The 14,312-nt window shown below is 39.7% G+C and carries 16 protein-coding genes; 7 read left to right on the top strand and 9 right to left on the bottom strand.

What is annotated here, in order from left to right; all coding sequences use genetic code 11:
* Window positions 1-14 precede the first annotated feature (14 nt).
* Both NLF92_RS00295 and pabB read right to left on the bottom strand, forming a co-directional pair.
* Window positions 15-593: a CoA pyrophosphatase gene (locus NLF92_RS00295; protein WP_254097690.1), complete on the bottom strand. Its 579-nt coding sequence runs from the start codon at window positions 591-593 to the stop codon at window positions 15-17.
* On the bottom strand, window positions 590-2,032 hold the full coding sequence (gene pabB / locus NLF92_RS00300) for an aminodeoxychorismate synthase component I (protein ID WP_254097692.1): 1,443 nt from the start codon (window positions 2,030-2,032) through the stop codon (window positions 590-592). Before pabB ends, NLF92_RS00295 begins: the two co-directional genes overlap by 4 nt.
* Before the next feature lie 117 nt (window positions 2,033-2,149).
* Between pabB and NLF92_RS00305 the strand changes: the two genes are divergently transcribed.
* Both NLF92_RS00305 and NLF92_RS00310 read left to right on the top strand, forming a co-directional pair.
* Window positions 2,150-3,676, top strand: coding sequence for a fumarate hydratase (locus NLF92_RS00305; protein WP_254097694.1), 1,527 nt, complete (start codon window positions 2,150-2,152; stop codon window positions 3,674-3,676).
* A 386-nt stretch (window positions 3,677-4,062) separates the two neighbouring features.
* Window positions 4,063-4,458, top strand: a complete 396-nt coding sequence (locus NLF92_RS00310; RefSeq protein WP_254097696.1) for a hypothetical protein — start codon at window positions 4,063-4,065, stop codon at window positions 4,456-4,458.
* A 447-nt stretch (window positions 4,459-4,905) separates the two neighbouring features.
* On the opposite strand, the gene NLF92_RS00315 is transcribed toward NLF92_RS00310, so the two are convergent.
* Window positions 4,906-5,565 (bottom strand): S1-like domain-containing RNA-binding protein, encoded by a 660-nt coding sequence (locus tag NLF92_RS00315; protein WP_254097698.1) that lies wholly within the window; start codon window positions 5,563-5,565, stop codon window positions 4,906-4,908.
* A 71-nt stretch (window positions 5,566-5,636) separates the two neighbouring features.
* Between NLF92_RS00315 and NLF92_RS00320 the strand changes: the two genes are divergently transcribed.
* The 3 genes from NLF92_RS00320 to NLF92_RS00330 are packed head-to-tail and all read left to right on the top strand — an operon-like array spanning window position 5,637 to window position 8,035.
* Entirely contained in the window at window positions 5,637-6,362 is a 726-nt protein-coding gene (locus NLF92_RS00320; RefSeq protein WP_254097700.1) for a 5-oxoprolinase subunit PxpA, read from the top strand.
* A 3-nt stretch (window positions 6,363-6,365) separates the two neighbouring features.
* Entirely contained in the window at window positions 6,366-7,019 is a 654-nt protein-coding gene (locus NLF92_RS00325; RefSeq protein ID WP_254097702.1) for a 5-oxoprolinase subunit B family protein, read from the top strand.
* Complete coding sequence (locus tag NLF92_RS00330; protein WP_254097704.1) at window positions 7,016-8,035, top strand: biotin-dependent carboxyltransferase family protein; 1,020 nt, start codon at window positions 7,016-7,018, stop codon at window positions 8,033-8,035. Before NLF92_RS00325 ends, NLF92_RS00330 begins: the two co-directional genes overlap by 4 nt.
* A gap of 50 nt (window positions 8,036-8,085) precedes the next feature.
* Here the strand turns inward: NLF92_RS00330 and fur are convergent, their stop codons facing one another.
* The 6 genes from fur to NLF92_RS00360 all read right to left on the bottom strand — a co-directional run bounded on the left by fur (window position 8,086) and on the right by NLF92_RS00360 (window position 12,403).
* Window positions 8,086-8,514 carry a ferric iron uptake transcriptional regulator gene (gene fur / locus NLF92_RS00335; RefSeq protein ID WP_254097706.1) on the bottom strand — a complete coding sequence of 143 codons (429 nt, stop codon included), beginning with the start codon at window positions 8,512-8,514 and terminating at the stop codon, window positions 8,086-8,088.
* Between the two features lie 107 nt (window positions 8,515-8,621).
* Window positions 8,622-9,146, bottom strand: a complete 525-nt coding sequence (gene fldA / locus NLF92_RS00340) for a flavodoxin FldA (protein WP_254097708.1) — start codon at window positions 9,144-9,146, stop codon at window positions 8,622-8,624.
* 15 nt (window positions 9,147-9,161) lie between these two features.
* Window positions 9,162-9,383, bottom strand: a complete 222-nt coding sequence (locus NLF92_RS00345; protein WP_254097710.1) for a DUF2788 domain-containing protein — start codon at window positions 9,381-9,383, stop codon at window positions 9,162-9,164.
* 107 nt (window positions 9,384-9,490) lie between these two features.
* Window positions 9,491-10,279 carry an alpha/beta fold hydrolase gene (locus tag NLF92_RS00350; RefSeq protein ID WP_284700321.1) on the bottom strand — a complete coding sequence of 263 codons (789 nt, stop codon included), beginning with the start codon at window positions 10,277-10,279 and terminating at the stop codon, window positions 9,491-9,493.
* Window positions 10,279-10,686, bottom strand: coding sequence for an H-NS histone family protein (locus NLF92_RS00355; protein WP_254097714.1), 408 nt, complete (start codon window positions 10,684-10,686; stop codon window positions 10,279-10,281). The genes NLF92_RS00350 and NLF92_RS00355 overlap by 1 nt, the downstream gene beginning before the upstream one ends.
* Window positions 10,687-10,780: 94 nt before the next feature.
* A complete protein-coding gene (locus NLF92_RS00360; RefSeq protein WP_254098301.1) occupies window positions 10,781-12,403 on the bottom strand; it encodes an electron transfer flavoprotein-ubiquinone oxidoreductase in 1,623 nt (540 codons plus the stop codon).
* Window positions 12,404-12,610: 207 nt separating this feature from the next.
* Here NLF92_RS00360 and NLF92_RS00365 point away from each other — a divergent pair, with 207 nt between their 5' ends.
* Together NLF92_RS00365 and NLF92_RS00370 are read left to right on the top strand one after the other, a co-directional pair.
* Window positions 12,611-13,363, top strand: coding sequence for an electron transfer flavoprotein subunit beta/FixA family protein (locus NLF92_RS00365; RefSeq protein WP_254097716.1), 753 nt, complete (start codon window positions 12,611-12,613; stop codon window positions 13,361-13,363).
* Entirely contained in the window at window positions 13,360-14,289 is a 930-nt protein-coding gene (locus NLF92_RS00370; RefSeq protein ID WP_254097718.1) for an electron transfer flavoprotein subunit alpha/FixB family protein, read from the top strand. Before NLF92_RS00365 ends, NLF92_RS00370 begins: the two co-directional genes overlap by 4 nt.
* Window positions 14,290-14,312 lie beyond the last annotated feature (23 nt).

The following is a 14,312-nucleotide window of genomic DNA, read 5'->3' on the forward strand; positions in this document are numbered from 1 at the left end:
ATGTATAAGAAAAATTAATCTCTTAACCCAAGCAGTTTTGCCAAGTTAATCAACATACCCGCTGTTGCACCCCACACGTAAGTATTTTGCCAGGGGATGAAATACACTTCATAGGTAGTATTGTGTCTCGTCACAGTATGAAATAAGTGATTGTGTGGTGCTAGTAAATGGCCAAGTGGAATAGAAAAAACCTCTGCGACTTCACCTTTATCAATCACAAAAGGTCCTGTTAATTGAGTAATGGCAACGATAGGAGTGACACTAAACCCGGTGATAGTAGTGAAAGTAGGGAGTTCGCCGACAATATCGTCAGCGCCCACCGACAAACCAATCTCTTCAAACGTTTCACGTAGTGCAGTATGTTGGTGTGATAAATCAGTGGGTTCAACTTTACCACCTGGGAAACTAATTTGTCCTGCGTGATGGCGAAGGTGTGCAGCTCGTTTGGTCAGAACAACCTCTAGTCCTTGGGCGGTTTCATGCAAGGTAATCAGTACGCTAGCTGGCCTAGTTTCTCCTGTAAAACTAAACTCCTGAACAGGTTGTATTCTGGGAGCTAGGGTAAACCTATGCAGAAACTCTTCCTTTATCACGTCCTTATTGATTCCTTTTTGGGAATGATTTTGCTAATTTTATCCAGGGTTTCTTGATACTCATTTGGTGCGACTGAATCGAGTACTATGCCACCTCCAGCCCAACAGTAGATGCGTTCATTCTCACATAATAGGGTGCGTATACAAATATTCGTGTCCATATCATAGCGCAAACCAATATAACCAATACTACCACAATAGATGTTTCTGCCATTAGGTTCAAGTTCTTGAATGATTTCCATAGCGCGTATTTTCGGAGCTCCTGTGATTGAACCTCCAGGAAATGCACCTTCCAACAGATCATAGACATCTTCTTTTTGTGCCAGTTTCCCAGTGACGGTACTCACCATGTGATGCACTGCAGGATAAGACTCTAAAGCAAATAGCTTGGGTACTTGGATCGTGCCAGCTATACAATGTTTCGATAGATCATTTCTCAATAAATCCACAATCATCAGGTTTTCAGCTTGATCTTTATGTGATGCAAGCAGCGTTGTCGCGTTTTGTTGGTCAATCACAGGATTGCTGTCGCGAGGCATTGTGCCTTTAATAGGTTTGGTTTCAACAATGTTGCCTTTGACTTGAATAAATCGCTCAGGCGACAGACTTAATATAGCGCCTTGCGGGGTGGCGACATAACTTGAAAAAGGGGCTTTATTGGCCTGACGTAACTTTTGATAATACGTATATTCATTGCCTGAATATTGGTTGTCAAAGCGTTGTGCGAAGTTGGTTTGGTAACAATCACCTGCTAAAATATACTCATGGATATTGTCTAATTTGGTGCAATACTCCTGTTCGGTGAGATTGGCTTGCCACTCTTTTGCTAATGTAAACCCATCATTAGGTGCTTTATGCAGCATTTCTATAAGGTCGTTTATAACCATTTCTTCGTTTGTACTATTACTCAAATAACACAGGTAATAAGTGTCGGTATGATGTGCATAAATGAGACTGTGCGTATATAGATGACAGCCCATATCTGCAGTAGCATACTCACCTAGTTTTTCTGGTGCAAAAGATTCTATATACGCTCCCAAATCATATCCGAAATGACCGGCAAAGCCGATTAAAAATGGTAGGGAGGGACTTTCCTGTGCAACAATTTCAAGCCCTGTCAAAAGTTGCTGATGTAAGTCTTTTACCATCATAAAAGGAGAGGTATCAGACCCTAATGATACTGGATTTGTGTCAGGAAATACGGCTGCAAACTTTTTATGTAAATGCATATTGGTTTGCTGCTTGTGGCTTTCCACACTTAACACTGGGTCCCATAATAAAATACTAAAAGTCTCAATGCTCAGCTCTTTACTAGAGTCTAAAAATATACTGTGAGGTTGTTTGGCTAAAGCGGTAAAAAGCTCATTTGGAGTATATCCAGTAAGTGATGGGATTGGCTTTATTACCACCTGCTGTGGAACAGATAAGAGTTTAGTCATTTTTCTACATATACACCAAAGTTGTAAGGATTGTACTTGGTAACTCACGCCACACAGGTTAATATTATATGCAAATTACACAATTAAGATCATGTACTTATCACCAATGAGGTTGCAATGACAATTATACGCCAACAAGATTTTATTGATAGTATTGAAGACTCACTTCAATTTATTTCCTACTATCATCCTTTAGACTATGTAAAAGCAGTGGAAGCGGCTTATCTCCGAGAAGAAAGTCAAGCAGCCAAAGATGCTATGGCACAGATCCTCATTAATTCACGTATGTCTGCAGAAGGCAAAAGACCATTATGCCAAGATACTGGTATTGTCACTTGTTTTGTCAAAGTCGGAATGGAAGTTCAGTGGGACAAGCATAATATGACGGTACAAGAAATGGTCGATGAAGGGACTCGTCGTGCATATTTGAATCCAGATAATCCTTTGCGTGCTTCTATTGTGGCCGATCCTGCTGGTGCCCGAGTGAACACCAAAGACAATACACCCGCCGTAGTGCATTTGGATATGGTTCCAGGTGCTAAAATCGAAGTGATGATTGCTGCAAAGGGCGGCGGTTCTGAAAACAAATCCAAGATGGTGATGTTAAATCCTTCTGATGATATAGCTGATTGGGTTGTAAAAACCTTACCGACTATGGGGGCTGGCTGGTGTCCTCCTGGAATGTTGGGCATAGGGATTGGTGGTACTGCTGAGAAAGCAGCTGTGCTAGCCAAAGAGAGCTTGATGGATCCGGTTGATATCCAAGAGTTAATCGCTCGAGGACCAGAAACTACCGAAGAAAAATTACGTGTAGACATTTTTAATAAAGTGAATGCACTAGGTATAGGAGCACAAGGTTTAGGTGGGTTAACGACGGTTGTTGATATCAAGATTAAGTCATTACCTACCCACGCCGCGTCAAAACCAGTAGCAATGATTCCAAATTGTGCGGCTACTCGCCATGCCCATTTCTATCTAGATGGTTCTGGTCCAGCTGAATTAACGCCACCAAAATTAGAAGATTGGCCGGAAGTCACTTGGGAGGTTTCTGAGAATACTCGTCGTGTCAATATGGATGAATTGACTAAAGAGTCTATTCAAGATTGGAAAGTCGGCGAGACCGTATTGCTTTCAGGTAAAATGTTAACTGGCCGTGATGCGGCGCACAAGCGTATTCAAACGATGCTAGATAATGGTGAAGGTTTACCTGATGGCGTGGATTTAACCGATCGTTTCATCTATTACGTGGGCCCTGTTGACGCTGTCGGTGATGAGGTAGTAGGTCCAGCCGGCCCAACTACTGCCACACGTATGGATAAATTCACGGATATGATGTTAGAACAAACGGGCTTGCTTGGTATGATAGGTAAAGCAGAACGCGGTCCTGCAACAGTTGAGAGTATCGCAAAACACAGGTCTGTTTATCTCATGGCTGTTGGTGGTGCTGCCTACCTAGTATCAAAGGCGATTAAGAAATCTCGAGTCGTTGCCTTTGAGGACCTAGGAATGGAAGCTATCTATGAGTTTGAAGTAGAAGATATGCCAGTGACTGTAGCCGTGGATTCAGACGGTAACAATGCTCATCAAACTGGCCCAGCCATCTGGAAAGCAAAAATTGAAGAACTGGATGCTAAATTAAAGTAATCAAAATTTAGTTGGCAAGAAATAAAGAATATATATTTAATAATATTTTTATATCTATATGTGTAGAACCCGATTTAACTCCATGTTAATTCGGGTTTTTTTATTTTAAAAGCATAAAAATGATTAAAGTATACTTTTGGTTAGTAGTATAAATAGTATAGAAGGCTATACTTCTCTTGTCACTTAGGAAACAAAATTTCTATTTGACTAGGTATGAGACCCTAAAATCACAAGAAACTATGGCGAGGTGTACGGGGCACATTTATGTGGCCGTTTCTTGTGTACGGTAGTCTCATCCTTGTACATCTTGCCACCCATTTTGGGTTTTTAATTTATTTTAGATAGTTTACTTAACAATAAGAAAACTTTTCACGTTGTGAGAAATTATGAGACATTTGCATCATCTTGCTCAACATAAGATTAAATCTATAGAATCATTCGAAAACCTTGATTTTCTAGAGCACCATTCTAATCACTTAAAAAATGTTGCTTCTACAGAGCCAAAAACAGCACAGTTTTCACAAAAAAATTACCAACATGTCCCTAGTAAAATAAATCCTTTGATACAAAAAAGTTCTAAGGAAACTATTGCTACAATAAATGCAGTCAATGAGTATTTAAAGCATAGTGCAGATATCCTTAAAACACACCCTGATATTCCTCAAGATATTTTTATTGCTGCTCATCATTGGATCAGTAAATGTGTCAGTGGTGCGCTTAATTATGAGCTAGACAGGATTAACCATAAAATTTGTAATAAAGGTTTAACGAGAATCAAGTAAAATACGTAATAGATTAAAATTTGTTTATATTTTGAACTATTAGGAGTGGTCAGGTGTATTAATATGGTGGTGGGCTATTAGAGTTGAGACTACCGTACACAAGAAAACGGCCACGCAAAACGTGCTCTAAAAGCCCACCATTGAAGTAAATTTTGGCTCTTGTGTAACTGTCTTCGATTAAGTTAGTAGCCTCATCTAATAACTTAAAGATAAATAGATATATCTTCAGACGCGATGCATTATAAACATCTATATTTATATTTCTAGTGTTTTTTACGATAAAAGTAAATAAAAATATAAGTTTTTGATATTAATGGAAAAAACCACCTTGCTTGTTTGGCTCATCTGATTAATCTGTTGAAATTCTCGTCTTTTTTCTCATCCCTTATCCCTGAACTCTCAGTAATCCCTGAACTCTAAGTATATGTGCCGGTAGTTATGAAATACTTAATCTATCAATTTGATGAAATCTTTTGTGATGGTAATCTTTTTTGCTTTAAATAAAGCACCAATTGCCTTTTTGTAAGCACCTTTACTGACAGAGAACTTAAAGGCTATATCTTCAGGAGAGCTTTTGTCAGTCAGTGATGATATGCCATCATGGGCAACGAGATCATCTAAAATTTGCGCTGCAAGATCTTTTCTTTGACTGGCACTTTGTACGTGCTGAGTAACGTCTATCTTGTCGTCTTCACGAATTTGTTTAATGGTAACTGCAAACTGCGCACCTATAGCATGTTTAGCCAATGCCTCGCTGTGAAATAAAAGCCCTAATTTTTCATTATCGAGTAAGACTTTATAGCCTAATTCGGTAGAAGACCATACCATACAATTGACAGTTTGCTTTGGCGCAAAATATTCATTATTGGTTTCATCGAAAAATTTGAATAATTGATTAGTTGCCAAAACTCTATTGGTATCATCATCATGAAAGACAAACACCACTATAGCCATTTTATTACTAATATTGGCTTGCATATAACCCGATGGAATGAGTACATCTTCGGCGTAACCTATATCAACGTAACATCCAAAATCTGTCATGGTTTTCACTGTGCCGATATGAGTTTGATTAACTGCGAGGGAAATGTCTTTGAGTTCTGGCATAAATTTACTGTTTTGTATTAACTGATATATTCCCTATAATACCTAAATGCGTTAGATAAGTATGGATTATTATGCAATTAAATTGTGATTTAGGGGAAAGCTTTGGGTTGTATGTGTTAGGGAATGATGATGCAATAATGCCATACCTCAACTATGCAAACATCGCCTGTGGCTATCATGGTGGCGATGCACAGCATATTCAAAGAGCCATTCTTTTAGCTAAACAACACGCTGTGAAAATCGGGGCGCACCCAAGCTACCCTGACCGTCAAGGGTTTGGACGTCGCAGTATGCAATTATCTTCAACTGAATTATATGATCACTTAGTTTTTCAAATTGCCACTTTACAAGGTTTATGTGCTTTTCACGATACGTCCTGTGTTTACGTAAAACCACATGGTGCTCTCTATCATGACATCATCGAAAGTACAGCGGTGAGGGAAGTGTTCTTCTCCGTTATAGAAAACGCGCCAAAACTGCACCAAGTTATGCTCCCGGCAGGACCTTGGGCCAAAGCACTGGTAGAAGATGCAGAAAAACATCACGTTACTATCATTTTTGAAGCATTTGCTGACAGAGCTTACGATAACACTGGAAAATTAGTCTCCAGAACCCAGCCAGGAGCTGTTTTATCTCAGTCTGAAGCTATAACTCAAGCGCAAAATATTATGAATCGTCAACATGTAATATGCATTGACGGGACTGAGGTTCCTCTATATGCCGATACTTTATGTGTGCATAGTGATTCAGCTGATGCTTTAGCCATAGTGATTCAGTTAGCTGAATTATGTGAGTAACGTTTGCATATCATTTCAAATACACAATATGACCTAGAATGGGTTGGCGAACAAAGTTGGCTTTTAACGCCAACAGATAAAAACTTGATTCCTATTTATGCCCAGTCATTACGACTGAGCGACGTCCCTTATCTGGAAAACGTGACCAGTTGTTTTACTCACATCTTATTAGAGTTTTCTTTGGCATACTGTCCTCTAGATGTACCAGATTATTGTTATCAGTTGCTTTCTCAGTTAGAGAAAATACCTCAAAATCACCCGTTGTGCACTACACATAAATTGCCAATAGACTTTAGTGCGGGCTTGGATCTAGAAGAACTCGCTGCGACTTGTGGTTTATCCACCAGACAACTCCAAAAAGATATTTTGAATCTTGAATTGGTAGTCATGGTGAATGGTTTTGCACCGGGTTTTTCATATTGTGGCGAATTACCTAAAGCATTACAGGTACCCCGTAGAGCCACACCAAGAGTACATATTCCAGCAGGGAGTGTTGCTATCGCCGATAAGTACTTGGCGGTTTACCCCCAAATTTCTCCTGGAGGATGGCATATTATTGGACATTGTTCGCAACGTTTATTCGACGTTACTGCCAAGCAACCCAATAGATTAAACCTGGGTGATAAAATATCTTTTTATGAGGCAGAGGACTCATGAGTATTCTTTTAACAAAGTATGTATTTCCGCCAGTTTTTGTCGATAATGCGCGCAAATTTGTTGGGCAATTCGGCGTGACTAAATCGGGCCCGGTGGATGAATATCATTTTTTGTATAACAATACCTTATTAGATAACACCCCTGAGTTAAGTGCGCTGGAGTGCATTGGGCCACTCCAATTAACAATTATTGAACCTATAGTTTTGGCGTTTACTGGTAGTTGCAAAGTCTTTATTAATGGGCAATTATTACAAGGCGCTGTGGGCTTATTTGAGCCTGGCTCACTACTAGATATACACCCGCTACAGGATGGATTTCGATTTTATATTGGCTGTTACTCTGGTTTTACTGCTGATGCTGTTTTTCATTCCAATAACGCGGTACCCAGAGAAGGTTTTGGACCTACTCCACAGTTAAATACAGTGATACATCCACACCAAACGATAAGTAAAACTGACTCAAATTTACAAAATGTCTTGAATAAAGGTACCTCTAAGCCTCATTTTTTGAATTTTCTACTGTCAGTAAGTCCCAAGGTCACAGTTGACAGCACAGAAGCGTATTGTCCAAAACAGCAAAAAGGTTTACCTGGCGAGCAAGACGAGGTATGGATCCCTTTCATCAAAAACTTCCAGTATGAAGTGTTTACATTTGCTCAACGCTATCGCTTTTTAAACGAAGTATTTACGATTACTCCAGAGTCTAATCGTATGGGCTATAGGTTGGAGCAGCATGCGGGGTTGAGTCATGAAATCGTTTTAGAAAACTCCCAAGTGACTATCCTGGGGGGGCTTCAGATAACACCCTCTGGTCAAACAATTGTATTAATGAATGATAAACAAACGGTAGGTGGTTACCCAATAATGGGGACAGTGACTCAGCTTGGTCGAGCTAGGTTGGGGCAATTAAGTGCTGGAAGACAAATAAGGTTTGTCGCTCAGGACATATATTCAGCACATGCCCAACAACTTTTGCTGAGGGCACGAATAGAGTATCTGTGTGCTGCAGAAGTATAGTTTATGTATGGGACTTTTATCTACGGTTATCTAAGGGACTGAACACTGTGTTAGTCATTTTCCTCATCACAGTTTTCATCATTGCACTCACCATACATGTACAAAGAGTGGTGTGTTAGTTTCATATTATTTTGTGCGGCTACTTCGATTTGTCGACTTTCAATCAATGGATCTTCAAATTCGACAACTTTTCCACAACGCAAACAAACTAAATGGTCGTGGTGATCTTTGTGACTGATTTCAAATACGGATTTACCACCTTCGAAGTGGTGACGAATCAAGATACCGGCATCATCAAACTGATTCAACACTCGATAAACCGTCGCTAAACCTATGTCCTCATCCTGCTCTAATAGGATCTTGTAAACATCCTCAGCACTGATATGTTGATTATTAGGTTTTTGTAAAATCTCTAGGATCTTTAAGCGCGGTAAAGTGACTTTTAGACCAGCTTTTTTGAGTTCTTTATTTTGATCCATGTTGTATCGCTTGTTCTTGTTATGATGAGGATATTATAAGGAAATCAGAACAAAATGATAGGAAAGATTAGGCCCTGGGGTAGGGCCGTATATATTTTAGTAGAAAATTAGCTTAGTTCAGCTAAGCACATCTCTTCTTTGATTTGGGCGCACCACGCTTTAACACGCTCATCAGTAAGCTCTGGCTGGCGGTCTTCATCAATTCCTAAGCCAACAAAATGGTTATCATCAGCCATGCCCTTAGATGCTTCAAAATCATAGGAGTCGGTTGACCATTGACCAATAAGTACAGCACCACGCGCTTCTACAATATCGCGAACCATACCCATCGCATCCAAGAAGTACTCAGCATAATCTTCTTGGTCTCCACAACCAAAAATAGCAACGAGTTTATCTGTGAAATCGATTTCTTCTAGTTCTGGGAAAAAATCATCCCAATCGCACTGGGCTTCACCGTAATACCAGGTTGGAATACCAAACAATAATAAGTCAAATTCTGCGATTTCTTCTTTGGTGCTTTTCGCAATATCATGAACATCAATCAGCGATTTTCCCAGTTCTTTTTGGATCATTTTGGCAACGTGTTCAGTGTTACCCGTATCACTTCCAAAAAATAGACCTACACTAGCCATTTAACACCTCTAAAATTAATTAAATCCGCTAGATTGCCAGAAAATTTGAATGATGCCCTTGGCAATGAATCCGGCAGCTCCCAAAAAAAGCACACCATAGGTCACATAACGTCCCACTTTAGGAACGTCGTTTTTACTTAATACATCGTGGACCGCATAACCCATTAACATGAACAGGATAAGCAGGCCAAGATTAAGCACAATAGACTCAATCAATTCAAAATTTTCTTGCAACATAGCAACTACGATTAAACTTGAATAGCTTCATTATATCATAGGCTTTTCTGAATGCGGATAGTATTGACGACTAAAATTGGGCAGTTGGTATTGTTTTATATCAATCTTTAGTCGCTTTGTGCCAAGATAAATTTACTGACGATACTATTAAATACACTGGGTTTTTGTGCATGTAACCAATGACCAGCACCTTGAATAATATGTGCTTTGGCTTTTGGAAATTGGGCGACAATAGCAGGTTGATGCTCTGCTAAAATATAATCCGAATCAGCACCTTTGATAAACAAGGTCGGTACAGTGGAAGATGTTCCAGAATAGGGCCAGTCTATAAGGTGGGTATAATCACGCTCTAGGGTGGGTAAATTGAATTGCCAATACCAAGTTTCTGTTTCATGATCCTTTTTTAGGCTCTTCAGAAGAAACTGACGAGTTCCTTCATCATCGAGCATCTCTGCGAATACCGCGGTGGCTTGAGCTCTGTTTTCTAATGACGCCAAATCAATATGATTTAATGCCGCAAAGACTTTTTGATGCCTGTGGCCATAAGCAACGGGAGCAATATCCGCAACGACCAAGGAGCTGACAAGCTCAGGTGTGTCCAGTGCTAAGCCCATAGCGACTTTGCCACCGAGAGAATGACCAATAAACTGAGCGGATGCAATATTTAAACTTTGTAGTGTTTCTCGTATTGCTGCCGCATAAAAATGGATAGATATATTGGTAGAGCGGGGTGAAGCACCGTGATCAGGTAAGTCAATTTGGAGCACATTTACATCAGGTGCTAAATGTTTGGCTAATAAATTTAGATTATCCAATGAACCAAACAAACCATGTATTAAAACTACCCATTTAGTACTAGACTCATGGGTAGTTATTTTATAATTACAAATAGTCATTATGCGATTAAGAAATCTTCTAAAGAAGCACCATTTTCTAAAGCTTGGCTGAAGACGACTGGCATACGGCCAATGCCTGTCCATTTTGTTTCAGTGCCAGCCACTGTAATCGCATATCTAACAGGGCGTTTTGCTCCCTTGCGACGGGTACTTTTTTGCTTGGTAGCCACCACGCTTGCATCGAGATCCGAAATATCCAGACCAGCTGCGATCATCTGTTCGCGAATTTTCTCAATTTGGGCTCGTTTTTCTGCTTCTTTCTCAGCATTCGCTGCTTCTTGCTCGATGCGCTTTTCAATGACAGCTTCTAGCTTTGTAATTACATCACGTAACTCTGCTACAGAAAGAGATTTGGTTGCACCTTGTAATCTACGACCATGGGTCAAAATATGTAAAAAATCACTCATTTTATTTATTTCCTTTATATTTAAATTTAACACTCTACACATGAATTATTATAGTTAAAAAAATACAGAAATAAATATATAAAATGAAAATATATTACATGTTCGGGTAATTTGGACCACCAGCACCTTCAGGCGTTACCCAGGTAATATTTTGCTGAGGTTCTTTTATATCGCATGTCTTACAGTGAATACAATTTTGAGCGTTAATATTAAATATAGACTCTCCAGCGTCATTTTGTATGATTTCATAAACCCCCGCAGGGCAATAACGTTGCGCAGGCTCGTCGTATTTAGCTAGATTAACTTGGATGGGAAGTGATTGATCTTTAAGCTTTAAATGACAAGGTTGTTGTTCTTCATGGTTAGTGTTGGATAAAAAAACAGAACTCAGCTTATCAAAACTTAATACTCCATCTGCTTTAGGGTAATCTATTTTGGTGCACTCAGTAGTTAATTTTAATTGTTCATGATCTTTTAAATTATCTAACAAAGTGGTTGGCCAGTTACCTTGCAAAATATTTTGATCAAAAGTATTGAATGCGCCCCCTAAAATATTTCCTAATTTATGGATAGCTGGACCAAAATTACGTGATGTATACAGTTCTTTATACAACCATGAGTTTTCGAATAAGTGTGTAAATTGACTTAATTCCACATCATTATGCTGCAAGCCATGTAAAATAGCTTCAGCAGCTAACATACCCGATTTCATAGCGGTATGGTTGCCTTTAATTTTGGCAAAATTTAATGTGCCTGCTTCACATCCAACTAAGATACCACCTGGCATAGTCATTTTGGGTAATGAGTTGTATCCTCCTTTGGCAATTGCTCTGGCACCATAAGAGACGCGTTTACCATTTTGTAAATACTGAGCCATCTTCGGGTGATGTTTCAAGCGTTGGAATTCATCAAAAGGGGATAAATGTGGATTGCTATAATTTAAATCTACTATTAAACCCACCAAAACTTGATTGTTTTCTGCATGGTACAAATAACTGCCACCCGTTGCATCATCGAGAGGCCAACCTGCAGTATGTACTACTAAGCCTGGTTCATGCTGCTCTGCCGGAATATCCCAAATTTCTTTAAAACCAATAGCATAGTGTTGTGGTGAAACATTTTGATCTAATTTGAATTCAGCAATAAGCTCTTTGCCAAGATGCCCTCGGCAACCTTCTGCAAATACGGTATATTTTGCTCGCAATTCCATACCTGGCATATAACTGTCTTTAGGTTGACCATCTTCATCTATCCCCATATCACCAGTAATAATGCCTTTGACAACCCCATCTTCAATGATGGTATTGGCTGCGGCAAACCCTGGGAATATTTCCACGCCTAATTGTTCGGCTTGTTCTGCTAACCAACGACAAACATTGGCCATCGAAACAATATAATTGCCAGAATTATGCATCGTTTTTGGCGTCAGAAAATTGGGGATTTTAATCCCACTTTCTGCTGAATTGAGATAGTAAATATCGTCTTTTGTTACAGCGGTGTTAATAGGTGCGTGCAACTCTTTCCATTGGGGGAGTAGTTCATCAAGTGCGCGAGTTTCGAAAACAGCACCTGATAAAATGTGTCCACCTACCTCAGCTGCTTTTTCTACTACACAGACCATTAACTCTTGTTCGGCCTTTTGGGCATCTTGCATCAATTTTATAGCGGTTGACAGTCCAGCGGGGCCCGCACCGACAATGACTACATCAAATTCCATCATTTCTCTTTCCACAGGACACCTCTAATGCTTTAGTTGACTATTAAAAAAATTTATTAATGGGGGATTAAATCATTACACAAACTTATAATTGCCTGTAAATGAATAAAATGTTTGTAAAGGGTAAATCGGGTTGACGTTAACGTCAACTGAAAGTAAATTGACAATTACTTAACATATTCATTATTTTTTCCAAAAAGGATCATTATGAAAGTGCTTGTGCCTATAAAAAGGGCAATTGATTACAATGTAAAAGTGAAAGTAAAAGCGGACCAATCAGATGTAGATTTAGCCAATGTTAAAATGGCCTTAAATCCTTTTTGTGAGATTGCTGTTGAAGAGGCAATTCGTCTCAAAGAAAAAGGCGATGTGACCGAAATAGTCGCGGTGTCGATTGGTCCAGACGCTTGTGTGGAACAAATTAGAACAGCATTAGCACTGGGTGCTGATCGCGGCATCCATATCAAAACAGAACTCAACCTTGATTCGCTACAAATTGCCAAATTATTGAAAACAGTGGTGTCTGATGAAAACCCAGATTTAGTGATTCTTGGTAAACAATCGATAGATTCTGATAATAACCAGACCGGACAAATGCTGGCAGCCCTGACAAATATGGGACAGGGTACATTTGCATCAGAAGTTTCCATCGCTGATGGTAAAGTAGAAGTCACTCGTGAAATTGATGGCGGGTTACAAACTGTTGCTCTGCAGTTGCCGGCGATAATCACGACAGATTTACGCTTAAATGAACCTCGTTACGCATCATTACCCAATATTATGAAAGCTAAGCGAAAACCTGTAGCAGTATTCAATGCAGATGAATTAGGTGTCACATTAGCATCTAATGTTACCTTGTTGAAAGTGACTCCACCTGCGCAACGTAAAGGTGGTGTTAAAGTGGCTGATGTGGCTGAATTAGTGAGTAAACTAAAAGATGAAGCAAAGGTGATTTCATGAGTGTCTTAGTATATGCGGAACACGATAATACACAGCTCAAAGCTGAAACTGCCAAGTTAGTTTTTGCGGCACAACAAATGGCGAATGATGTAGTGGTCTTAGTTGCTGGGGCAAACTGCAGTGGGGTAGCAGAGGCCGCTGCACAGTTATCAGGTGTGCAAAAAGTGATAGTGGCAGACGATCCAGTGTATGCTCAGCAACTTGCTGAATCCGTAAGTGCATTAGTCTTGTCGTTAGCGGATAACTATACTCATATCATTGCCGCAGCGACTACCACCGGAAAAAACTTCATGCCACGAGTGGCTGCATTACGCGATGTTGCACAAATCTCAGATATTATTGCCGTAGAATCACCTGATACTTTCGTGCGTCCTATCTATGCAGGGAATGCGATTGCTACGGTGCAGTCATCAGATACATTAAAAGTCGTTACCGTTAGGGCCGCTGCATTTAACGCTGTTGGTACGGGAAATTCTGTCGCCATAGAAAATTGTGATTTTGTGGCTGAGAATACACTCTCTAGTTTTGTTAGAGAAACATTAACAGAGTCAGAACGTCCAGAACTCACAGCCGCAAACGTGATTATATCTGGTGGGCGAGGAATGCAAAACGGCGACAATTTTGCTCTGCTTAATGGCATAGCCGATAAACTCGGTGCTGCCATCGGTGCCTCTAGAGCTGCCGTGGATGCTGGCTTTGTTCCAAATGATATGCAAGTTGGTCAAACGGGTAAAATTGTTGCCCCCGATTTGTATATTGCAGTGGGTATTTCCGGTGCGATACAACACCTGGCTGGTATGAAAGATTCAAAAGTCATTGTTGCTATCAATAAAGACGAAGAAGCACCAATTTTCCAAGTAGCTGATTATGGTTTAGTAGGAGATTTGTTTACTGTATTACCTGAATTAGAAGCGGCATTAAATTAAAGGACTTTTCTTATTTATTGACC

Source organism: Opacimonas viscosa, from assembly GCF_024199005.1.
Classification (GTDB): domain Bacteria; phylum Pseudomonadota; class Gammaproteobacteria; order Enterobacterales; family Alteromonadaceae; genus Opacimonas; species Opacimonas viscosa.